Source organism: Bartonella sp. DGB2 (assembly GCF_046843095.1).
GTDB lineage: Bacteria > Pseudomonadota > Alphaproteobacteria > Rhizobiales > Rhizobiaceae > Bartonella.
Map to the genome: position 1 here is coordinate 163,304 of NZ_CP177329.1, position 23,796 is coordinate 187,099.

Consider the following 23,796-nt stretch of genomic DNA (forward strand, 5'->3'; position numbering starts at 1 on the left):
AGGATGTATGTATGTGTAAAAAAGGTATACCCGCTCTGTCAGAGGCTGCTAAGCGTGCTTTGCATGAAGCCGCTTTACGACGCGCTGAGCAAAAAGAAGGATGTAAAGTCAAAATTTTAGAAGTAGGTGGTCGCGGCGGCAAAGATCCAACCCGTTTCGGTGATTGGGAGATCAAAGGTCGAGCGATTGATTTCTAGTCTTGCAGATTTGCAAATTGAATATACGCATGCGCAGCAATCACATTGCTGCGCTCTTTTGGCTCTCGCTTTAAATGCTTCGTTCGACCATTAATTTTTTAACCTCCGCAATAGCTTTAGCGGGGTTTAAGCCCTTGGGGCAAGTTTGCGCGCAATTCATGATGGTATGACAACGATAGAGCCTGAAAGGGTCTTCCAAATTATCTAAGCGTTCGCCTTTTGCTTCATCTCTGCTATCAATAATCCAACGATAGGCTTGCAAAAGTACCGCGGGGCCAAGATAGCGGTCGCCATTCCACCAATAGCTAGGACAAGAGGTTTGGCAACAGGCGCATAGGATACATTCATAAAGCCCATCAAGTTTTGCGCGGTCTTCATAACTTTGTAACCATTCCTTTTGCGGTTCAGGCGATACAGTTTTTAACCATGGTTCAATGGTACGATGTTGGGCGTAGAAGTGCTTTAAATCTGGAACAAGATCCTTGACCACTGGCATGGAAGGCAAAGGGTAGACTTTGATCGGATGAGTTACTTCATCCATGCCCTTAGTACAAGCCAAGGTATTGCTACCATCGATATTCATGGCGCAGGATCCACAGATTCCCTCTCGGCACGAGCGTCGCAATGATAGGCTGGGATCAATATGGTTTTTAATGTATAAAAGTCCGTCTAAGATCATCGGTCCACAGGCATCGCCGTCTACATAGTAGGTGTCAAGCTGTGGGTTCGCGGCATCATCAGGCGACCAGCGATAAATATGAAATTCGATGATGTTTTGGGTGTTTTTTGGTTTTGGCCAAATTTTGCCTTTACGCACTTGGGAGTTTTTGGGAAGCGTTAATTTTACCATCGGATCGCCCCTTAATAGACGCGCTTTTTGGGCGCGATTTTTTCTAGATCAATACCACCCTCTTCAACACTCGTCAAAGGCGCTGTGTGCACCGCGCGGTATGAAAGGGTGACATTGCCTGCTTCATCAAGGTAAGAAAGTGTATGTTTACGCCAATTTTGATCATCGCGTTCAGGGTAATCTTCACGTGCATGTGCTCCGCGACTTTCGGTTCGCGCTGCTGCAGAATAAACTGTGGTTATGGCATTGGCCATTAAATTATCAAGCTCTAGGCTTTCCATTAAGTCACAATTCCATATCAGAGAGCGATCACTAACCTTTATATCAGCGTGTTCTTTCCAAAGGGTAGAGATTCTTTGACAACCTTGGTCAAGTGATTCTTGGGTACGGAAAACGGCGGCGTCCTCTTGCATGGCGCGTTGCATTTTATCGCGCAATTGAGCAGTTGGGATGGCACCATTAGCAAAACGTACGCGATCAAAACGGGTTATAATCTTTTCAACTGCTGCTTCGTTAATGGGTGGGATTGGACTTTTGCGGTTAATGGTTTCACCTGCACGTAGAGCCGCAGCGCGGCCAAAAACCACAAGGTCAATCAGTGAATTAGAACCTAAACGGTTGGCGCCATGGACAGAGGCGCATCCAGCTTCACCTACGGCCATAAGGCCTGGTTGAATCCGGTCAGGGTCATTTTCGGTGGGGTTTAGTACCTCACCGTAATAATTGGTTGGTATTCCGCCCATATTATAATGGACTGTTGGCAAAACGGGGATTGGGTCGCGCGTAACATCGACCCCTGCAAAAATGCGTGCAGATTCGGAAATACCTGGTAGGCGCTCGTGCAAAATAGCAGGGTCTATGTGGTTGAGCACTAAGTGAATGTGATCCTTTTTTTTGCCTACGCCGCGCCCTTCTCGGATCTCAAGTGTCATGCATCGCGAAACAACATCGCGTGAGGCTAGGTCTTTGAAGGAAGGGGCGTAGCGTTCCATAAAGCGTTCACCTTCGCTATTGATAAGATAGCCGCCTTCACCGCGAGCTCCTTCGGTAATAAGGCAGCCTGCGCCATAAATACCGGTGGGATGAAATTGCACAAATTCCATATCTTGTAGGGGTAAAGCCGCGCGCGCTATCATACCGCCCCCATCGCCTGTGCAGGTGTGGGCGGAAGTGGCTGAAAAATAGGCGCGTCCATAACCGCCGGTGGCTAGAACTACCATTTTAGCTGCAAAGCGATGTATCGTGCCATCATCTAAATTCCATGCCACAATTCCCGTGCAGACGCCATCGGTCATGATAAGATCAAGGGCGAAATATTCGACAAAAAATTGGGCGTTATGTTTTAGGCTTTGGCCATAAAGGGTGTGCAACATGGCATGCCCCGTCCTGTCTGCTGCCGCGCAAGTGCGCTGGACGGGCGGTCCTTCTCCAAATTCTGTGGTGTGACCCCCAAAGGGACGTTGATAGATTTTGCCCTCTTTTGTACGCGAAAAGGGCACGCCATAATGTTCCAATTCATAGACAGCAGCAGGGGCGTTACGGGCTAGATATTCCATGGCATCAGTATCGCCTAGCCAATCAGAGCCTTTGACTGTATCATAAAGATGCCATTGCCAATTATCTGGTCCCATATTGGCTAAGGAGGCAGCAATGCCTCCCTGAGCAGCTACTGTATGGGAGCGCGTGGGGAATACTTTAGTGATACAGGCTGTTTTCAGTCCTTGTTCAGCCATACCTAGTGTTGCACGCAAGCCAGACCCTCCTGCGCCCACTACCACCACATCAAATTCGTGGTCTACATAGTTATAGGCTTTGCCGCCATGGGATGGCGTTGCTAGTGTCTCAGATACCATGAGGATCAACCTCCCAACGTAATTTTTAACAAGGCCAGCAATAGAGCCGCGCCTGCACTAAAACAAAAGAAAATGTTTAACGCTAAACAAAGCGCTTTTAAAGTATGATTGTGGACATAATCTTCGATAATAACCTGCATTCCTAATTTCATATGTATAAGGCTGGATGTTGTCATAAGCGCTATTAAAGCTGCTACGGGTGGGCGAGAAAGGGTCTGATACACGTTATCATAGTTTTGACCCACTAAAGAGACGACCAATAAGATAAAAAATATAATCAGAGGAATATTGGCTAGCGCGCTGATCCGTTGTAACCAAAAATGGCTTGTACCAGTACGCGTACTTCCTAAGCCTTGGGCTTTTGCAAGCTCTGTTCTAAAATCCTTTTTCATAAAACCTCCAAAGCTTTCGCTACTGATCGGGCTTTTACGCCCCACTTTGCTTATTTAACACGCCTTTTGATGTTTTCGCGCGAGATAGGTGCAACTTCAAGCGGGAGGGCACCCCCTAATTGATTTTAAAATAATTCCATGCGCAATTTTAGCGGATTGTATAGGCTATGATCCAAATGACAAGGGTTAAGACTACGGTGATAAAGATAGTTGCCCAAGCGGTTTTGCTGGCCAAGTTTTTTTCGAGTAGGCAAGGCTTGGCATCCCATATCAAGTGGCGTATACCACCTACTAAATGATGAACAAGGGCTAATGTGTAAAGAAATAAAATAATACGCCCTAACAAAGACGAAAAAAGTCCGTTCACATAGGCAAAACTTGCTGGGCCATAAGCAGCAGAAATAAGCCAAGCTGCTAAAAATATCGTTCCAAAATAAAGCGCTCCACCACTAATGCGGTGGGCAATGGACATAGCCATTGTAATAGGCCAACGATAAATATTGATATGAGGCGAAAGTGGCCGATCTTTCTGCACTGTTGCCTTTTCCATTGCATCGTTCATAATCAAATCCTATTTGTCGCAAGCCTGAAAGCCTATGATCTAGACTCCTTTTGCCCTTCCATTGACATAGGGGCAAAGCCTATGTTCCGACATTAAATGCTAAGCTATCGGTCGTTAAATTGGTAAGCGCTATGGTTAGCCCTTTTTAATACGGAAAAACCGCTGCGTCAAAGCCTTGGAAGGGGTTTAGCTGAAATTTTTCTATTTTCCTCCTTCTTAGGATTAAAGATGGCTAGCCTCAAGCCTTTTAGCAGGGGTCTGGACATATAATATCACGCAACCGTCAAAAGGGTGGCTAGCATGGAAGCGGCAAATATAAAGCGCGAAATATTTAAATCTCCTTCAATTAGGACTGAAATGCGACCAATCACATCTTCTATCCTTATCTGGTTTTTAGTAAGCCATATTGTAATGGGATCATCGTGGCCATAAGTCTGCAAGATTTGCGCTGTGAGATCGCGCAAGGTTGCACGGATTTTATCGTGGATTTGCAAGACTGCCATACCATCATAATAATCAAGGATGGCGATGGCATGGCTTGCTTCTTCGATCCGCCCCATACGGAACATTTCATAAAGAGCAAAAGTGCTTTTTGCGCTTTTAAGGAGAGAGCTTTGGCTTTGTTTTGCGATAAGTATTATATCCATAATCAAGGGAGATAGATCTAAAAAAGCCAATTGCTGAGCAAGCTCTTTTTCTGCTCCGACCGATTGGAATTGTTCCTCACGCGCTTTTAAGCGCGCCACCATGGGCTCGGGTATGAGGGTAGGAAGCGCATCAAGGATTGTTTGTCGCGCTGTGCTTATTGTCTCAATCTGTTGAGCAAGTGAGGCATTTGCTCCCATATTGCGCAATAGCCAACCCGTTGTGGTAAACAGCATTTCGGTCATTGTCATATAGAAATTATTCTGGATACGCCCTTGGACTTTATTATCTAAAGCATCAATTTTTTTATAAAGTTCAGGCAACGCAAAGCCATCACGCACTGCGATAAAAGCCCGTACAACCTGTTCGGCTTTTTGTCCACTCATGTCTTGGAGACGGTAAACAAAGGTAGGCCCCCCGCGATTGACGCTATCATTGGCTAAGAGCGTTGCAATGATATCTCGCCGTAAGGGATGCGATAATAAGGCTGCGGACAAATTTTCTTGCATTTGGGTAGGGAAGTAGCTTAACAATGTTTTTTCCAAGTAGGGGTCATCTACGAGAGACGATCGGGTGATCTCTTCTTGTAAAGTTAATTTTGCATAAGCCATTATAACCGATAATTCAGGCCGAGTGAGCCCTTGGCCTTGAGAGAGACGCGCGCGCAATTGTTGGTCATCGGGAAGAATTTCTACTTTACGATCAAGTAAGTGTTGTCGTTCTAAATCAGCCATAAAGCGAATTTGATAAGGAAGGTCTAGCGCGCCTCTTTGTTCGGCTATTGATAAGGCCAAAGGCTGTAGATAATTATTGCGCAGAACTAAATGTGAGACTTGATCGGTCATTTCTTTGAGTAAGACATCACGGGCGGGACGGTTTAGTGCTCCTGCCGCCATGGCATGGGCCAAGGCAATTTTAATATTAACCTCAACGTCAGAACAATTGACACCCGCCGAATTATCAATGGCATCGGTATCACAACGGCCGCCATTAAGGCAATATTCTATCCGGCCTTGTTGGGTTAGGGCAAGGTTTGCGCCTTCGCCGATGACCTTAGCCCGCACTTCAAGGCCAGTAATGCGTATGGTATCATTTGTACGGTCGCCCACCAGCGCATCGCTTTGGTTGCTTGCCCGAATATAAGTACCAATGCCTCCAAACCACAAAAGATCAACCTCTGCTTTTAGAATGGCTCGCATGATTTCTGTGGGGGTAGCGATGGTTTTATCAATGCCAATCGCTACTGCCGCTTGGGGCGAAAGGGTAATGGTTTTAGCATTGCGTGAGAAAACACCGCCGCCTAGTGATAATTTCTCTTTGTCATAATCTTGCCAGCTGGAACGCGGCAAAGCAAAGAGCCGTTGGCGTTCGGCATAGCTTATTGATGGATCAGGATTTGGATCAATAAAGATGTCGCGGTGGTCGAAGGCAGCAATTAACTTTGTCTGCCGTGACAATAGCATTCCATTCCCGAATACATCACCCGACATATCGCCGACTCCGACACAGGTAAAGGGCGTTGTGCTGATGTCATGGTTAAACAATTCACGAAAATGGCGTTTGACTGCTTCCCAGGCACCTTTGGCGGTAATGCCCATTTCTTTATGATCATAACCCACCGAGCCGCCAGAAGCGAAGGCATCATCAAGCCAAAACCCGTAGGTTTGGCTGATTGTGTTGGCGGTATCAGAAAAGGTGGCTGTACCCTTATCAGCTGCCACCACAAAATAAGGATCATCGCCATCATGCCGTACAAGCCCCTTAGGAGGCACTACTATGCCCTCCTGCAGGTTATCAGTTATTGATAATAGGGCTGAAATATAGTGGATATAGGCTTGCTGTCCAGCTTCGTTGATTTGGGCACGGTCAGCGCTTTGTGGTAACATATGGGGATAAAAGCCGCCTTTGGATCCTACGGGGACGATCACCACATTTTTAACCTGTTGGGCTTTAACGAGACCTAATATTTCGGTTCGGTAATCAAGGGCGCGATCAGACCAACGAATGCCCCCCCGCGCCACCGGTCCAAATCGCAAATGTACGCCTTCTACCTCTGGTCCATAGACAAAAATTTCGCGATAGGGGCGCGGTTCAGGCAAACCATCTAATAGGCGTGGGTTGAGCTTTGTAGCAAGAATACGCCGCGCTTGACCATTATTTTCGGTCAAAAAGGCGTTGCTACGCAAGGAAGCGTCGATTAAATTGTGATAGCGGCGAATGATTTGATCATCATCAAGGCTTGGGACATTTTGTAGGCTATTTTCGATTTGATCTTTACAAGCGGCAATGGCGTCTTTCACCGTTGCATTCTGACGGGCGGGGTCAAATTTTAAGCAAAAGAGTTCATAAAGGGCTCGCGCCAAATGCGGATGATTGTTCAAAGCTTCCGCGAGGCGTGCTTGTGAATAGGGTATGCCTACTTGTTGAAGATAACGCCCATAATGGCGTAAAATTACTACTGCTTGCCATGAAAGCCGCGCAGTTTGTACGAGGGCATTGAAGCCATCATTGTCGGCATCTTTTTCCCAAATTGCTATAAAAGCTTGGGCTAAAAGCGCCCCATCGTCGCTAAGATCTACGGCGGCGCCATAAGCATTTTCCAGGAGCATATCGTGGAGATAAATAATATTTCCTTGATTATCGGGTAATTCTAAGGTTTGTTCAGCGATAACGCGAAAGCCCATATTTTCTAATAAAGGCACCCGCTGAGAAAGGGCTAAAGCTGCGCCTTGGTGGAAAAGTTTCAGACTGGCCTGTTGTTTTGATCTACGATCGGGGTGCCAAAAAACGACTTTAAGCGGTTTTTGCGGATTTAAGTCTAAAATATGGGAGGCGTCTTGTATAGCTGTTTTGGCTGAGAAAAGATCGCGATAGGACTCGGGAAATTGGGTTGCTAGGTAACTAACAGCGCTTGTTGCTTTGAGATCAAGCGTGGCTTTTTGTACCCGATAGTGCCAAGGAATAGCAATGGAAGCGATGTGATCTTCTAAAATTTCGCGTGCGATGGAAGGTGGGGCGTCCGAGCCTTTGCGGTGAATAATATAGTAAAGGCGTGTCATTGAGCCTTCTAAAAAGAGTGGATAATAATGATAGGACTCGCCTCCATAAATTTCCATAAAATAAGCTGCCATTTTTTCACGCACTACGCTATCATCATAGCCGCGGGGCAGGTAAACAAGTAGTGAAACAAAGCGACCGAATGGGTCAGGATGCGGTAGGATCCTCAGGCGCTGGCGCTCAGTAAGCTCAAGGATGAGCGCTGCGTCGCGGGTTAAGGTTTCTGTGTCGACACGAAACATAACCTCGCGCGGATAGGTTTCAAGGACATTTAAAAGTGCTTTGCCTGAATGATCAGCGGGATTATAGCCAAGGGCAGCGATCACGCTTTGGGTCTTTTCTCGTAAAAGGGGGATTTGCAAGACAGAGCGCGTGTAGGCCGCAGAGGTGAAGAGCCCCACAATGCGCAATTCTCCACATAAAGCGCCGCTTTCTGTAAATAATTTAACACCAATATAATCCAAGCGTTCAAGGCGGTGCACTTGCGAACGGCTATTGGCTTTGCTGATAATTAATAAATCTTCGCTTTCCATAAAGGAAAGCGCTTCACGGGGGGGCTCATTTATTCGTTCATCGCCGATGATGCGGATGGTCTCATCAATAAGGATACCTAAGGCTTTTCCTTGCGGGCGGAAAGCTTCTGAAGGATTTTCGTGACCCGAAAAGGCATAGGCGCGCATACCAAGAAAGGTGAAGTTATTATCCCGTAGCCAATTTAAAAAGTCGATGGCATTTTGGGCTTGTTTCCTACGGCTGTCTACAAGATTTTTTTGATAGTGGGCGATTAATTCATCTACTTTTTGTAGCATGGGCTGCCAGTCTCGTACCGCAACTTCGACCTGTGCTAAACTGACGTTGACTAGCTCTTGTAGCTTTTGAGCAGCTTCAAGAGACAGCGGTGGTATATGGATTTGCATTACACTAACGCGCTCAGCCTCCGTTTCAGCGCTTTGCGCGCTGAGGATAAGCGTATCGGTTTTCTTTGTGATATTAAAAACTGGGTGAGCAACGAGATAAACGTGGTAGCCGATTTCATTTATAATGTTCATTATTGAATCAAGCAAAAAAGGCTTATTATCGTTCACCAAGGTGAGGACAGTCACATTGTGGCCCGCGCGTTTTACGCTTTCGTGATCAAGAGCAATGATTCGTTCGCCGTTGTTGTGAGCGAAAATCGCTAAAATGGCAAGCTGAGCAGCGGCCTCTAATTCTGTTGGCTGATAGGCGCTTATATCGTCGCGAGCTGCGTGCGCGAATAATAAAGGTAAGAGCGCTTTTGCATTAGCAACGGTACTATCGGCATGACGTGAGAGGTGAAGGGGTTTTTCCCCTTGGGAAAGGCTTTCAGATAGGCCAGGAGATTGTTCAGACACCGCGGTCTCCTCATTGTGATCCAGCAAGAGATTATCTTAGGAGTGGAATAAGTAGAAAATCTTGTCAATCCTTATTTAGCGTTAGACGGTTGTTTTCCTCTAGATAGACAAACCTATTTCGTTAGGAGGGTAAGGAACTTTCCTTTGACAGGGGAAAGCGGTATGATTAAGAGAAGCACTCTGAAGCGCCAAAATGAGAGGTTATGCACAGCTCATGATTGATTTACCTTGCAAACTTTTGGAAGGATACCGCCATTTTATTGAAGATCGTTTTCCCCAAAAAAGTGAGCAATACCACCAACTAGCCAAACTAGGGCAAAAGCCAGCCACGATGGTGATCGCTTGTTGCGATTCGCGAGCCGCGCCGGAAACCATTTTTAGTGCAGATCCAGGCGAGATTTTTGTTATGCGTAATGTGGCTAATCTTGTCCCGCCTTTCCAGCCTGATGGCGAATATCATGCTACATCAGCCGCCCTTGAATTTGCTGTGCGATCTCTTGAGGTGGGTCATATTGTCATTTTAGGCCATGGGCGCTGTGGTGGAATTAGTACGGCTTTGCGCGATCCTGGCGCGCCGCTTTTATCTAATGATTTCATTGGCCAATGGATGAGCCTTTTGGCCCCCGCAGCGGCAAGTGTTACGGCTAATGATTTGATGACAGAGAGTGAGCGACACACCGCTCTTGAGCGCATTTCTATTCGTTATTCTATCACTAATTTGCGTAGCTTTCCGTGGATTAAAGCTCGTGAAACTGAAGGCCGCTTGAGTCTGCATGGCGCTTGGTTTGATATTGCTAGCGGTGAATTGTGGGTGATGGAACAAAAGAGCGGCGATTTTTATCGTGTGGTGCACGCCTCGCAATAAAGTCGGTGAGAGCGGCGTGTGGTGGCTATATTGCATAATAGGCTTGACAGGCGTTAGCTTTTATGGTTGGTGGGTCGTATTTGCAACAAGAATGAAGCTTGGAGCCACTGACTAAGCCATGAGCTTAGAGGTCAACATCCGACAGCGTGATACGCCCTCGGATGCCTCGGTTTTATCTTTATCACACTTGCTTTGTAAATCCGCTATCTTAAAAGTGAAATGAGGGCATTATGTTTGAATCATTGCAAGAGCGGCTTGGCTCTATCTTCAACAGCTTGACTGGTCGCGGCGCTTTATCGGAGGCTGATGTCAATGCAGCTTTGCGTGAAATCCGACGGGCTTTGCTTGAAGCTGATGTCGCTCTTGATGTGGTACGTTCCTTTATTGAGCGTGTCAAAGAGAAAGCAGTAGGAGCTGATCTTTTAAAAGCCATTAAGCCTGGGCAAATGGTTGTAAAAATTGTTCATGATGAATTGGTTTTTATGCTCGGACAAGAGGGTGTGGGGTTTGATCTTAATGCGCCGTCTCCTGTGGTGCTTATGCTGGTAGGGTTACAAGGGTCAGGAAAAACTACTACAAGCGGAAAAATTGCCAAGCGGTTGCAAGTGAAGCAAAATAAAAAAGTGCTTTTGGCTTCGCTTGATACGCGCCGACCAGCCGCGCAGGAACAGCTGCGCCAATTAGCTGAACAGATAGAAGGGGCTAGCTTACCAATTATAGCTGGACAGTCGCCAGTCGCTATCGCTGATCGTGCTTTACAGGCTGCTAAATTGGGCGGGTATGATGTTGTCATCCTAGATACAGCAGGACGTACTCATATTGATGAGGCTTTAATGCTGGAAATGGCTGAAATCAAAGCGCAAGCAAATCCTCATGAAATTTTACTTGTAGCCGATAGCTTGACGGGGCAAGATGCGGTCAATTTAGCCCGTTCGTTTGACGAGCGGGTAGGGATTAGCGGGATCATCTTGACACGTATGGATGGCGACGGGCGTGGTGGAGCGGCGCTTTCTATGCGGGCGGTAACGGGTAAGCCCATTAAAGCTATTGCGGTAGGCGAAAAAATGGATGCCTTGGAAGATTTTCATCCACGCCGCATAGCTGATCGTATTTTGGGTATGGGCGATATTGTATCGCTTGTGGAAAAAGCTGCAGAAAATTTTGATCAAGAAAAATCGGCTGCTTTGGCTAAGAAGGTGCAAGCGGGAAGGTTTGATTTAAATGACCTTGCCACCCAATTGCAGCAGATGAAAAAGCTAGGTGGTATGGGCGGCATTATGGGCATGATGCCAGGCTTGGGCAAAATGAAACAGCAGATCGCTGCAGCGGGTCTTGATGATCGATTATTTAATCGTCAATTGGCGATTATCTCATCAATGACTAAAGAAGAACGGGCTAATCCTGACCTTTTGAAACATAGCCGAAAACAGCGGATTGCTAAGGGGTCTGGGACACAAGCCGCTGATATCAATAAGTTATTGAAGATGTATCGGCAAATGGCCGATATGGTGAAAGCTATGGGTGGTAAAGGCAAAGGGGGCGGGATGATGCAAAAAATGTTTGGTGGTCTTGGTAGTAAAATGAGTCTTATGAATGGTGGAGGCGGTTTGGGTGACTTTGATCCTCAAAAGCTGGCTGCACTTCAGCAAGAGGTTCAAAATACGTCGCTCGGACAAAAATTCCCTTCGCTTTCTAGTGGTTTACCTGGTTTACCAAAAAAGAGATAGGAATGAATCGATGGAACCTCTTTATGAAATTCCTAATGAATTAAAGCGGTTGCGCGCCTCTATTGATAATTGCGATGCTGCTCTTGTGCATATTTTAGCAGAGCGGTTTCGTTGTACCGATGCGGTGAGCTTTTTGAAAGCCGATCATCATATGCCAGCGTCTGATTTTAAGCGTGAAAAAGAGCAAATTGTCCGTTGGCGGTGCTTGGCCGAAGAAAGCGGCCTGAACCCTGATTTGGCGGAAGTGTTTTTAAAATTACTTATTCAGTACGCTACACGCCATCATGAAGAAGTTGCCGCTCAAGCGGTAATACGTAACAGTTAAGGAGAAAATTATGGCACTAAAAATACGTTTGGCTCGTGCAGGATCAAAAAAGCGGCCCTATTACCACATTGTTGTTGCTGATGTGCGGAGCCCCCGCGATGGTCGTTTTATTGAACGCGTGGGTGCTTGGAATCCTATGCTACCTAAGGATGGCGAACGGGTGAAGTTAGATGACAATCGCGTGCGCCATTGGCTTTCTCATGGTGCTCAGCCTACGGATCGGGTAGCGCGGTTTTTAGATCAAGCAGGGCTTTTAGCGCGTCCAGCGCGCCAGAATCCTATTAAAGGGCAACTGGGTAAAAAAGCTCAAGAGCGTCTTGCTGCAGCTAAGCAAGCAGAAGAAGACGCTAAAGCTGCCGCTGCTGAAGCATAGGTATTAAAATTAATATATGCGTCCTGAAATTTTTAGGACGCATATAGGGGAATATGGAAGGTGCAATTTCACTAAAGGGGCTGGCCCTTTAGAAGCCGCGGGGCACCTTTATTAAGGCCTGCGGCTCGTTTAATGAGCGCGTCTTTTAACCAAGTTTGGCGTTCAACAAAACCGAGGCCAATATCGCGTAATAAGCGTAACGCGCTGTGATCATTTGAAAAAAGGCGGTTAAGGAGATCTGTGGTGATGCCCATTTGTGTAGTTTCAAAGCGCCGCCAGCATTGATAATCTTCTAAAATATTCATTGCTCCAATATCAAGTCCAAGCCTTGTGGCATCTACAATAATCTCTGCAAGCGCTGCGACATCGCTTAAACCTAAATTAAGCCCCTGGCCGGCGATAGGGTGGATAGCGTGGGCGGCGTCGCCAATAAGTGCAAGGCGTGGTTTGACAAAGTGGCGAGCCAATAAAAGGCCAAGGGGAAAAGTTTGCCGATTATCATCTACTTTGAAAGTGCCCAAATGGTGGCCAAAACGTTGTTCTAAGGCGACTTCAAAAAGAAGCGGATCAGCGTGCATTAATTTTTCAGCTTCTTCAGGCGGTTCGTTCCAGACAAGTGTGCTACGCTGGTTTATTAGTGGTAAAATTGCGAAGGGGCCAGCGGGGAGGAAATGTTCTATCGCACAACCTTGGTGGGGGCGTTCATGGTGGATAGTTGCAACAATCCCCTTTTGAGGATAGGACCACTCTAGACAAGGGATTCCAGCTTGTTTACGCACAGTAGAACGAGCGCCATCGGCAGCAATTAAAAGCTTGGCCTGGCAAGGCGGGTGCCCGTCGAGCTGAATATCTATATGCCCTGCTTGCAACGCAAATGAAACCACCTTTTGTTCAAAAAGCATGCAGATATTCAGAGCCTTGGCTCGTTCATAGAGGGCTGTGTTTAGATATTTATTTTCCACCATATGGGCGAAGGGCTCATTAGGGGCGACATCTTTGGAAAAAGTTAGGAACGTGGGGCGCACGGGATCAGCTAAGCGGGAATCAGTGATGATCATTTTATGGATTGCTTGGGCGTGGGGGGCTGTTGCTTCCCAGCATTGGAGCTGTTTGAATAAGCGAACAGCGGCAGCGGTAAGCGCTGTGGCGCGCGGATCCTTTCGGCAAGCAGGCCCTGCTTCAACAATGGTTATATTTAGAAAGGGCACTGCCTGTTTGATAGCGATAGCTAGGCTAAGCCCAATGATACCGCCACCAGCGATAAAAATGTCGCGCTTATTGAGGCTTGCTATAGCCATATTTTTCCTTTCAAGGCTTGGTACAGTGCATACACGCTACGTTCCTTCGTCGCTGTTTTTAGGGGAAGTGCGATTCATATCTCATCAAAATTTAGCACGCGACTTTTGTTTTGCCCATGTTTTTTTGCAAAACGCTGCCTTTTGATAAAAGGATTGCTATCTGCTCCTTTATTGATATAAATTTATGCATTAGTGTAGAGCAAAGTAAGTAGTTATGATAGATCCTCTCCGACAGCTTCTTTCCATTCTTGATCTTAAGCCTATGGGCGAGGATCGGTTTCTTGGACAAAGTGGGAGCTCTCATTGGCAACGGGTCTTTGGGGGGCATGTCATTGCGCAAGCGCTAATGGCAGCAAGCCATACGGTGATAGAAACGCGGTTTGTTCATTCGCTCCATGCTTATTTTTTGCGTCCTGGTTCTCCAAATGAGCCTATCCTTTATGAGGTAGAACGATTGCGTGATGGAGGTAGCTTTTCTAGCCGTCGCGTGGTAGCTAAGCAAAGCCATGGGGTAATTTTGTCTTTTTCGGCGTCGTTTCAGTGTGACGAAGTGGGGCTTGATTATCATTATCCTATGCCAAAAGGGCTGCCTGATCCAGAAAGTCTTGCTACTGAACATCAGATCAATGAATGGGTTGATGAAGAAGCACCTTTTAATGTCAAGCATTATTGGAGTTTGTTGCGTCCTTTTACAATACGGCCTTTGGATTTCAGTCAATATTTACGCCCGCATAAGGGTGAACCGCAACAAACATGTTGGTTTGCTTTTGAAGGAGTTGTGGATGGAACGCTTGATCGTAGTCTTTTTCACGATCGGCGGCGGAATGCGGCGCTTTTGGCGTATCTTTCTGATATGGCCATTTTGAATACTGCGCTTTTGGTTCATGGGCGTTCGATTTTCGCGCCTGATATTCAGGCGGCGAGCCTTGACCATTCGGTTTGGTTTCATCGCCCTGCGCAAGTGGATGATTGGTTATTATATGCGCTTGATAGCCCTAATACTAACGGATCGCGTGGCTTTGGGCGCGGCTTTATCTATAGCCGCGATGGGCATTTATTAGCGAGTGTGGCCCAAGAGGGCTTGGTGCGCTTGCATACCCCAAAAGCCTCATAGGGGACAAACAGAGAAATCAAGCGTGGCGCGCCCTCTTAAAAGGCCAATACACGAAGCTCGTAAGCCGCCATGATTCTGTATACTAGTACAAAAGCTATCTAGTGATAGCGGGAATGACGCGTAGAGGATCAGCCAGATGATGGTTAAAGGCCTATTAATTTTGTTATGCTAAGTGAAATGGAAGGCAATGGGCTCGTATTTATAGGGATAAAGATGCAGCAGAATTTTCCTTATTATTCATCACAAGAAGATGAGCAAACGATAGGCTTTTTTACGGTTATTGCCCAGCAGATTGGAGCGCTTTGTGGTTTAGCTCTTTTAGCCGCGATTATATTTATGGGTCTTGCTTTGGTCAGTTGGCATGTAGGAGACCCTTCGCTTAGTTATGCTACTGATCATCCCATTCAAAATTGGATGGGGTGGCCGGGGGCTGTGGCCGCGGATTTATTGGTGCAATTTTTGGGTTTGGCAAGTGTGGGGCTATTATTGCCGCCATTTTTTTGGGCGGCGCTTTTAATGGCGCAAAAAAGGTTCCGTCACTTAATATGGCGGTTTTTATGCTGGTTTGTAGCTAGCTGGGCCTTTGCGATTTGTTTAAGTCTTATTCCGCCCTTTGCTTTTTGGCCGATGCCGATGGGGCTCGGGGGGATTGTTGGTGATGAAAGTTTGACCTATTTACTTGGGTTTTTTCCTACTATGCCGTTGGGTATACGTTATGGATTGGTTGTTTTGGTTTTTGCACCCCTTACCTTATGGGCGTGGCTTACGAGTGGGCGCCCAAGCCGACCCCGGAAATCGTGTTCTAAACCGCCCGCCCACCAAGAGTCTGATGCAAATTTTGTGGAGGGAGAGGATGAAACATCGGGGTTAAGTGAGAAGATAGGCGGTAAGCTTGTAGCATTTTCGGGGGGGATTTTACACTTTTTTTATTGGATTAAAAATTGCTTTCCTCCACTGACACGGCGCGGGTTTTACCGCTCCAAAAAAGTTGAAGATGAGGCCCGAGTTGAGCCGTGCTTTGCCTCTGTGCAGGCAGTGCAGAGCCAGTTTTTAGAAGCGCAACCGCTCCCCATGCGCGGACGACGTGCGGTGCAAAAGGTAGATGCTTTAGCGGGGGATAGTTTCGCTTTACCTTTACTTGATTATTTGGGAAGTATGCCTGGTGGTGTAAAAAAACAGTTGCCTGACCATGAGTTCTATCGAGAACGCGCGCGCGAATTGGAAACTGTGTTGGAAGATTTTGGCGTGCGCGGTGAAATTATCCACTTTCAGGCAGGGCCTGTTGTTACCCTCTATGAATTTGAACCCGCACCAGGGATTAAATCTTCCCGTATCATTGGCTTGGCGGATGATATCGCACGCTCAATGAGCGCAATTTCGGCGCGGGTGGCGGTGATATCTGGACGCAATGTGATTGGGATTGAACTGCCGCATCCAAACCGAGAAATGGTCTATTTGCGGCAAATTTTAGAGGCTCGTGAATTTTCTCAAAGCAAGTTCCGATTGGCGCTTGCTTTGGGAAAAACCATCAATGGGGAGGCGGTGGTAGCTGATTTAGCTAAAATGCCGCATCTTTTGGTAGCTGGTACAACGGGTTCAGGGAAGTCGGTAGCTATAAATACGATGATTTTATCGCTTCTTTACCGCATGACGCCGGAAGAATGCCGTTTGATTATGGTAGACCCTAAGATGCTGGAGCTATCGGTTTATGATGGAATTCCTCACTTATTAACGCCGGTGGTTACTGACCCTAAAAAGGCGGTGGTGGCATTAAAATGGGCGGTACGCGAGATGGAGGAACGTTATCGCAAAATGTCTAAATTAGGCGTGCGTAATATTGAAGGGTTTAATGCCAAAGTTAATGGGGCTGCTGTCCAAGAAGATATTTTGGTGCGAACATTACAAACGGGATTTGACCCTCAAACGGGGGAGCCCGTGTTTGAAAGCGAATCCCTTGCCCTGCACCCCATGCCCTATATTGTCGTTATTATTGATGAAATGGCTGATCTTATGTTGGTAGCAGGCAAAGACATTGAGTCTGCAGTTCAGCGCTTAGCACAAATGGCTCGCGCGGCTGGCATTCATCTGATTATGGCCACCCAACGCCCTTCAGTAGATGTGATTACTGGTACGATTAAGGCTAATTTTCCTACCCGTATCTCGTTTCAGGTGACATCAAAAATTGATAGTCGTACTATTTTAGGCGAGCAAGGGGCAGAACAATTATTAGGGCAGGGCGATATGTTGTTTATGATGGGGGGCGGGCGTGTGCAGAGGGTGCATGGCCCCTTTGTAGGCGATGAAGAAGTGGAACGCGTGGTGGGGCATTTAAAAGCCCAAGGGGCGCCTGATTATTGTGAGGCGGTGGTTGACGATAGGGAAGATGAATTAGAAGGTACCACCTATGCATCTGATCCAAAAGACCTCTATGCCCAAGCGGTAGCTGTGGTGCTACGTGATCGCAAAGCGTCGACCTCTTATATCCAAAGACGCTTAAATGTGGGGTATAATCGAGCAGCTTCTTTGATTGAAAGGATGGAAGAGGAGGGGTTGATTAGCCCTGCTAATCATGTTGGTAAACGCGAAATTTTGGTGGAAGGTGAAGATTCGTTTTAAGTTATTTATGGTATAGTCATAAGGACTAGAATTATGGCGTTTCAAATATTTTTAAAAGGGGATGGCGATGAATAGGAAGACAATTAGGGCTGGTACGCGCTGGGGCGTAGCGCTTGTGTTGATGACTTTTCTGATTGGTCAAGAGGTCTGCGCTCAAAACGCAAATGCCCAGCAACAAAGTCCCTATGCACTTGCTCAGACAGTGGCAAATTATTTTGCATCAATCAAAACCATGACGGGGGACTTTGTCCAATTTGGCCCTAAAGGCGATGTAAGCCGTGGTACCTTTTACATGGAACGACCTGGCAAGGTTCGTTTTAGTTATGACAATTCTAATTTGCGTGTGATTTCTGATGGGCGTTCGGTTGCCATTAATAACCGAGAGCTGGATAGTTGGGCTCTTTATCAGCTATCGCAGACGCCTATGAAAATGTTGCTTGATAACCAGATTAATCTTGGTGGCGGCCAGCTTATCGGTTTTTCGCAAAAGGCGGGCAACATTACTATGGTTTTGGCCGATAGAAGCTTGGGCAGAGGGCAAATCCAGCTTATTTTTGATCCTAAAACTTATGCTCTGCGACAATGGACGGTGATTGATCAACAAAATTTGGCAACTACTGTGCAAATCAGCAATGTGCGTACGGGTGTGCGTTTTGCAAAGGGCATGTTTACCATTCCCTATGATCGCATTTCTATGAATCGGCGGGGCTGAAAGGCAGGAGGATTGAATAGGCTAATAAATTTTCCCTATTTATATAGACCTAGCATCTTATTTATTCTAGTACAATTGGCATGACTTTAAGTTTTAGGTTGTGCATATTTTGTTATTTTGGTGCTATTTTAGCGAATTATACTAGGATTGGATGAATGCTTTTTACAGTTGCTACATGGAATATTAATTCGATCCGTTTGCGCTTGCCACTTGTTTTAGATTATCTTAGCCGTTATGAACCCGATGTTCTTTGTCTGCAGGAGACAAAATGCCCTGATGATCAATTTCCATTGAAAGCGCTACAAGCGTTGGGCTATGAGCATTGTATGTTTCATGGCCAAAAAGGCTATCATGGGGTAGCGACCTTGGCGCGTCATCCTTTAACGCTTGTAGAAAAGAGGCGATTTTGTGAGATGGCTGATTGCCGTCACATAGCTGTTAAGGTGGCTATGGGGAGTAAGGCACTACGGATTGATAATTTTTATGTTCCAGCTGGCGGTGATGTGCCCGATCCAGAAGAAAACCCTAAATTCCGGCATAAATTAGCATTTTTAGAAGAAATGCGTGCGTTTAAAGCCGAAAGGGCCGATGGAGCGGCATCAATTTTGGTGGGCGATCTTAATATTGCACCTTTGGAACACGATGTTTGGTCTCATCGGCAATTGTTAAAGATTGTTAGTCACACGCCAATAGAGACCCAAATGCTACAAAACCTGTGTAATGAGGGTGGTTGGGTGGATCTTATGCGTGTTCACACTCCTGAGACTCAAAAGCTTTATACTTGGTGGAGCTATCGAGCTAAAGATTGGCAGGCGGCGGACCGCGGGCGGCGTCTTGATCATATTTGGGCATCAAAAGATTTATTGCCTTTATTGGCGGGTGTTGAAATTTTGACGCAGGCGCGTGGTTGGGAGCGGCCTTCTGATCATGTGCCCGTACTAGCAAGGTTTCACTTGCCCTGATCCTATGGTTGTGAATCAGTACTTTGTATAGGCGTATTATTTATCATCATTGATTCAAGCAATATTTATTGTTATAGGATGGTAGTAGGGATAGGGTTGGGGTTTTAGGAGTAAAAATGCGCAATACAGGCTTGAATGTGCAGGAAAGGCTATTTCTCCTTTTGGGGCTTTTGACCCTTTCTGGTTGCGTGGTGGGGCCAGATTATCAAAAGCCTGTTTTGAATGTTCCATCCGATTGGAGCAGTGCAAATCAAAGCGCAACGAAAAACAACTATGAAAAAAACCTTCAATTAGCCGGCTGGTGGAGACGTTTAAACGATCCAATTTTGAACCAATTAGTGGACGAGGTTATTAAAAATAATACTTCAGTAGCCACAGCACAGGCAAATTTACGCGCCGCACGGGCGACATATATACAGACAGGCGGCGCTTTTCTTCCTAGCCTTGATGGTAGCCTTTCCTACACAAAGGCAAGCTCTGATGCCGCTAAAGGTTTGCCCTATAGCGGCGGGATAAAAGCAGGGTGGGATCTTGATCTTTTCGGCGCAAATAAGCGAGCCCGCGAAGGCGCGTTTTATGGCTTGCAGGGTGCGGAAAATGATTTACGCTTTGCTATGCTTACGGTAATTGGCGATGTGGCAACCAGCTATGTGCAATTACGCTCTACGCAACAAAAGCTTGCTCTTATGCGTGATAGTCTTATCTCACAAAAGCAAACCCTGCAATTGACCCGTGATAAATTGCGTGCTGGTGCAGCAACCCAATTGGACGTTGGTAATGCAGAAGGACAGGTAGCTGATACAGAAGCTTCTATCCCGCAAGTGGAAACCCAATTGATGGCTACGGTACATCGTATAGCAGTGTTAACGGGGCGTCCACCTGCGGCTTTAAACGCTTATCTTCAAAAACCAAGTTCTGTGCCTCAAGTAAAGTGGCCGATTCCTATGACGGTACCTGCCGCTTTATTGAACGGCCGGCCTGATGTTTTGAAAGCTGAGCGGCAATTTGCCCAAGCAACAGTAGCTATCGGTCAGAAGGAAGCAAGTTTTTATCCCTCGCTTAGCCTTGGCGGGGCGATTAATACAAGTGCTATGCAATTGGGCGATTTGGCAAGTGCTTCGAATATTGTCTGGAGTTTAGCCCCAGGCCTATCCATTCCGATTTTTCATGGTGGGCAACGGATTGCAGCGCTTATGGGCGCACGTGCGCAGCGTGATCAAGCTTTTATTGCTTATCAGAATGCTGTCCTTAAGGCATTAGAAGATGTAGAAAATGCTTTGGTGGCGTTGAATAATGAGCGTAGGCGTTATACGCATACGTTACGCGCTGCAGCTCTTCATAAAAAATCCATGCGATTGGCCTATGCACTTTATAAAGAGGGTAATAATAGCTTCTTGGATCTTTTAAACGCGCAACGGGGGTATTATGCAGGGCAGCAATCGTTGATTGATAGCCAATTGAATCTAGTTGTTGATTATATTAATTTGATGAAAGCTTTTGGCGGTGGTTGGGATGGGGCGGTCGACGCTGGGCAGCCATTAATCATTGATCATAGTACCGGCCCTCATTTTATTAAGCGTCAAAAATGAGATGAGTGGGGGAGAGGCTGTGTGTTTGCCTCTTTTAGACATAATACGGTCGTGTTCCGCTTGATAGATAAATGGGCCTGAGAGGCAGGAAGATAGGACTTTATGAGACGCAAAAAATTTTTAAAAATTGCTATACTCCTTATCATTATTTTATTGGCGGTTTGGTGGGTTTATGCCAAATTTTTTCATAAGGAACCACCTCAGTATTCGACCGCTGCGGTTAAACGCGGTGATATAGAGGTAAATGTCTTGGCAACAGGGCTTGTAACGCCTCATAGTTTAGTGGCGGTAGGTGCTCGTGCATCTGGACAGATTATTTCTATGAAGGTTAAACCTGGCGATAGGGTAAAACAGGGTGAGCTACTGGCAGAGATTGACCCTACAACCCAGAAAAATGAATTGCTCAATAAAAAGGCCTCGCTCAATAGTATTCGCGCTCAGCTAAAACAGCAACAAGCACAATTAAACTTAGCGCGCAAGACTTTAGCGCGGCAAGAAAATTTAAAAAAGACCCATGCTATCTCTGATTCTGATTATGAGAGCGCTGTTGCTAAAGTTGAAGTAGGAGAAGCGCAGGTAACGCAGTTTGAAGCGCAAATCACTCAAGTGGAAGCGGATCTTAAAACAGCAGAGGAAAACTTATCCTATACTAAAGTGATTGCCCCTTCTGATGGCACAGTCTTGGCTGTAGTGGTGCAGAAAGGTCAAACCGTGAATGCGGTCCAAAGCGCTCCCACCTTAGTTATTTTGGGAGATCTCTCCTCCATGACGGTTCGGACAGGCATTTCTGAGGCTGATATTATTCACGTAAAACCTGGTCAAGAGGTACAATTTAATGTGCTTGGAAGTCCTGAACGTGTTTATCAATCTACTTTAAAACGCGTTGATCCGGCTCCTGCTTCTATTCGTAATGACATAGATATCAACCCCTTGTCCACATCGTTTGGTAATAATTCGGCCGTTTATTATAATGGTGTGTTTGATGTTGATAATGCTGATGGTGCACTGAGAACCTATATGACAGCACAGGTGAGGATTGTTTTGAACAAAGCCAAAGATGTGTTACTCATCCCGTTCCAATCGGTGGCCCAAACCTTGGGTGATAATAAAGCTGTGGTTCGTGTGCTGGATGCGCATGGGCAGCTTCGTAATCAACAGGTTGTGTTAGGGCTTAATAATAAGGTTGTTGTGCAGGTAGTTTCTGGACTTAAAGAGGGGGACGTAGTAGTGACCGGTGAGGTTACGCCTGAAGCGCCCGTACATTTGAGTCATGACATGTGATGAGGATCTTTTATGCAGAATAATAAATCTGAAGCGATTCTTGTCCTTAAAGATATCATCAAAGAGTTTCCAGCGGGCGAAAGCACGATTCAAGTTTTAAAAAAGGTAAGCCTAACCATAAAGCGCGGTGAAATGGTAGCGATTATGGGAGCTTCAGGTTCGGGTAAATCAACCTTGATGAATATTCTAGGTTGTTTGGATCGTCCTACTTCCGGCAACTATCAGATCTCTGGTGTGGAGACGGCGTCTCTAGAAGCGGATGATTTATCGCGTTTACGGCGGGAACATTTTGGATTTATTTTTCAACGCTATAATTTGCTGGGTGAATTGACTGCGCTAAGCAATGTAGAAATACCTGCGACTTATGCTGGCCAGAGTGCGAGCCAACGTCGCAAGCGCGCAATGGCTCTTTTAACCCGTCTTGGTATGGCTGAACGGTGGCATCATCGCCCTAATCAGCTGTCAGGCGGGCAGCAGCAGCGGGTTTCCATTGCCCGGGCTTTGATGAATAATGCACAGGTGATTTTGGCTGATGAGCCTACGGGCGCTCTTGATCGCCATAGCGGTGAGGAAGTCTTACGGGTTTTGGATGAGTTGCATGAAGAGGGGCGCACTATTATTATTGTGACCCATGATATGAATGTAGCGGCACGTGCTGATCGTATAATTGAGATCAGTGATGGGGTGATTTTATCTGATCGCCTGAACCTAGAAAAATTAGCGACCAAAACCCAAGAGGGGCAGGCGCCTATAGCAGTTGAAGTAGCGCAATCTATTTCCCGCTTCCGGCATGTGGACCGATTTCTAGAAGCATTTCGTATGGCGCTTGTTTCCATGAATGCGCATCGTATGCGTACTTTCTTGACTATGTTGGGGGTGATTATTGGGATAGCTGCGGTTATTTCTATGGTTGCTTTAGGAGAGGGAACGCAACGAGCTATTTTGGCTAATTTTAGCGCGCTGGGGACTAACACATTATATGTTAGCGCTGGCCGTAGCCCTTCAGGCCCTGATGCGGCTAAGGTAACTACTTTGAGATTAGCTGATGCAGAAGCTTTGGCGCAACAATCCTATGCAGCAGGGGTAACACCAATGAATGGTGGGACGGGTACAGCGCGGGCAGGGAATATTGAGGCCAATGTTTCAGTGATGGGGGGAGGAGCGGATATTTTTGCAGTGAATGGGTTAACCCTCGTGGAGGGAAGCTTGTTCAATGATGAAGATGTGCGCGATAATAGCATCAATGTGGTGATCAAAAAGGATAGTGTGAAGATTTTATTCCCAGATAGCCAAGAGAGCCCCGTGGGCAAAACCATTGAGCTAGGTGGGTTGCCAGTAAGAATTATTGGCGTAGTAGATCAAAGCCGCTTTGGGCCGCCAAGCCGATCGGTTGAAGTTTTTATGCCTTATACTGCGGTGCAATCACGCCTTACTGGGAATTATGCGCTTTCGTCCATTGCGGTGCGCATTGCTGATCATGCAGATCCTGCAGCAGCAGAACAATCAGCGCGCAATCTTTTGACTTTGCGCCATGGAGCAGAAGATTTTCATATTGAAAACACCGATCAGATTCGTAAGCAGATTAACAAAAGTTTTGCTGTCTTTACTTTGCTCATTGCCTCTATTGCTACTATCTCTTTGCTTGTAGGCGGGATTGGCGTTATGAATATTATGCTTGTTTCTGTATCAGAGCGGATTAGCGAGATTGGGGTGAGAATGGCGGTAGGGGCCCGACAAGGTGATATTTTGCAACAATTCTTGATTGAGGCAGTTTTAGTTTGCTTGGTAGGAGGTGGCTTAGGGATCGCGCTTGGTATGGGAATCGGGGGGATTTTCGCTCTGCTTGATTCGCCCTTTAAGTTAGCTTATTCTTTGCAGTCCATCGTGGTCGCCTTTGGCTTTTCAGCTTTGATTGGTATTGGCTTTGGCTTCTTGCCGGCTCGCAATGCTTCGCGTCTTGATCCTGTAGTGGCTTTGGCGCGTGATTAATGCAAAGTTAGAATGA

General features: G+C 46.4%; 18 protein-coding genes. 12 read left to right on the forward strand and 6 right to left on the reverse strand.

All coding sequences use genetic code 11. The annotated features are described in order from the left end of the window. The first annotated feature begins 11 nt into the window (after window positions 1-11). Window positions 12-197, forward strand: a complete 186-nt coding sequence (locus tag ACK28X_RS10150; protein ID WP_412058839.1) for a DUF1674 domain-containing protein — start codon at window positions 12-14, stop codon at window positions 195-197. A gap of 70 nt (window positions 198-267) precedes the next feature. On the opposite strand, the gene ACK28X_RS10155 is transcribed toward ACK28X_RS10150, so the two are convergent. The 5 genes from ACK28X_RS10155 to ACK28X_RS10175 all read right to left on the reverse strand — a co-directional run bounded on the left by ACK28X_RS10155 (window position 268) and on the right by ACK28X_RS10175 (window position 8,929). Further along, window positions 268-1,047 (reverse strand): succinate dehydrogenase iron-sulfur subunit, encoded by a 780-nt coding sequence (locus ACK28X_RS10155; protein WP_412058840.1) that lies wholly within the window; start codon window positions 1,045-1,047, stop codon window positions 268-270. An 11-nt stretch (window positions 1,048-1,058) separates the two neighbouring features. Continuing rightward, complete coding sequence (gene sdhA, locus ACK28X_RS10160; RefSeq protein WP_412058841.1) at window positions 1,059-2,900, reverse strand: succinate dehydrogenase flavoprotein subunit; 1,842 nt, start codon at window positions 2,898-2,900, stop codon at window positions 1,059-1,061. A gap of 5 nt (window positions 2,901-2,905) precedes the next feature. Next, entirely contained in the window at window positions 2,906-3,292 is a 387-nt protein-coding gene (sdhD, locus tag ACK28X_RS10165; protein ID WP_412058842.1) for a succinate dehydrogenase, hydrophobic membrane anchor protein, read from the reverse strand. Between the two features lie 148 nt (window positions 3,293-3,440). Continuing rightward, window positions 3,441-3,842, reverse strand: coding sequence for a succinate dehydrogenase, cytochrome b556 subunit (gene sdhC / locus ACK28X_RS10170; protein ID WP_412059125.1), 402 nt, complete (start codon window positions 3,840-3,842; stop codon window positions 3,441-3,443). Between the two features lie 284 nt (window positions 3,843-4,126). Then, window positions 4,127-8,929, reverse strand: coding sequence for an NAD-glutamate dehydrogenase (locus tag ACK28X_RS10175; RefSeq protein WP_412058843.1), 4,803 nt, complete (start codon window positions 8,927-8,929; stop codon window positions 4,127-4,129). Between the two features lie 214 nt (window positions 8,930-9,143). Between ACK28X_RS10175 and ACK28X_RS10180 the strand changes: the two genes are divergently transcribed. From ACK28X_RS10180 to rpsP, 4 genes are all read left to right on the forward strand, one after another. After that, window positions 9,144-9,794, forward strand: coding sequence for a carbonic anhydrase (locus ACK28X_RS10180; RefSeq protein WP_412058844.1), 651 nt, complete (start codon window positions 9,144-9,146; stop codon window positions 9,792-9,794). A 230-nt stretch (window positions 9,795-10,024) separates the two neighbouring features. Next, window positions 10,025-11,521 carry a signal recognition particle protein gene (gene ffh, locus ACK28X_RS10185; protein WP_412058845.1) on the forward strand — a complete coding sequence of 499 codons (1,497 nt, stop codon included), beginning with the start codon at window positions 10,025-10,027 and terminating at the stop codon, window positions 11,519-11,521. A gap of 10 nt (window positions 11,522-11,531) precedes the next feature. Continuing rightward, a complete protein-coding gene (locus ACK28X_RS10190; RefSeq protein WP_412058846.1) occupies window positions 11,532-11,846 on the forward strand; it encodes a chorismate mutase in 315 nt (104 codons plus the stop codon). Window positions 11,847-11,856: 10 nt separating this feature from the next. Next, window positions 11,857-12,219, forward strand: coding sequence for a 30S ribosomal protein S16 (rpsP, locus tag ACK28X_RS10195; RefSeq protein WP_412058847.1), 363 nt, complete (start codon window positions 11,857-11,859; stop codon window positions 12,217-12,219). 71 nt (window positions 12,220-12,290) lie between these two features. On the opposite strand, the gene ACK28X_RS10200 is transcribed toward rpsP, so the two are convergent. Beyond that, on the reverse strand, window positions 12,291-13,517 hold the full coding sequence (locus ACK28X_RS10200) for a ubiquinone biosynthesis hydroxylase (RefSeq protein ID WP_412058848.1): 1,227 nt from the start codon (window positions 13,515-13,517) through the stop codon (window positions 12,291-12,293). Window positions 13,518-13,731: 214 nt separating this feature from the next. On the opposite strand from ACK28X_RS10200, the gene ACK28X_RS10205 reads away from it, so the two are divergent. The 7 genes from ACK28X_RS10205 (at window position 13,732) to ACK28X_RS10235 (ending at window position 23,780) form a co-directional block, all read left to right on the forward strand. Continuing rightward, window positions 13,732-14,631: an acyl-CoA thioesterase gene (locus ACK28X_RS10205; protein WP_412058849.1), complete on the forward strand. Its 900-nt coding sequence runs from the start codon at window positions 13,732-13,734 to the stop codon at window positions 14,629-14,631. Between the two features lie 213 nt (window positions 14,632-14,844). Then, window positions 14,845-17,247 carry a DNA translocase FtsK gene (locus ACK28X_RS10210; protein WP_412058850.1) on the forward strand — a complete coding sequence of 801 codons (2,403 nt, stop codon included), beginning with the start codon at window positions 14,845-14,847 and terminating at the stop codon, window positions 17,245-17,247. A 67-nt stretch (window positions 17,248-17,314) separates the two neighbouring features. After that, window positions 17,315-17,959 carry a LolA family protein gene (locus ACK28X_RS10215; RefSeq protein WP_412058851.1) on the forward strand — a complete coding sequence of 215 codons (645 nt, stop codon included), beginning with the start codon at window positions 17,315-17,317 and terminating at the stop codon, window positions 17,957-17,959. A gap of 155 nt (window positions 17,960-18,114) precedes the next feature. Further along, entirely contained in the window at window positions 18,115-18,921 is an 807-nt protein-coding gene (locus ACK28X_RS10220; protein ID WP_412058852.1) for an exodeoxyribonuclease III, read from the forward strand. Between the two features lie 116 nt (window positions 18,922-19,037). Next, window positions 19,038-20,510 carry an efflux transporter outer membrane subunit gene (locus ACK28X_RS10225; protein WP_412058853.1) on the forward strand — a complete coding sequence of 491 codons (1,473 nt, stop codon included), beginning with the start codon at window positions 19,038-19,040 and terminating at the stop codon, window positions 20,508-20,510. Window positions 20,511-20,612: 102 nt separating this feature from the next. Continuing rightward, a complete protein-coding gene (locus ACK28X_RS10230; protein ID WP_412058854.1) occupies window positions 20,613-21,791 on the forward strand; it encodes an efflux RND transporter periplasmic adaptor subunit in 1,179 nt (392 codons plus the stop codon). A gap of 12 nt (window positions 21,792-21,803) precedes the next feature. Next, a complete protein-coding gene (locus ACK28X_RS10235) occupies window positions 21,804-23,780 on the forward strand; it encodes a MacB family efflux pump subunit (protein ID WP_412058855.1) in 1,977 nt (658 codons plus the stop codon). Window positions 23,781-23,796 lie beyond the last annotated feature (16 nt).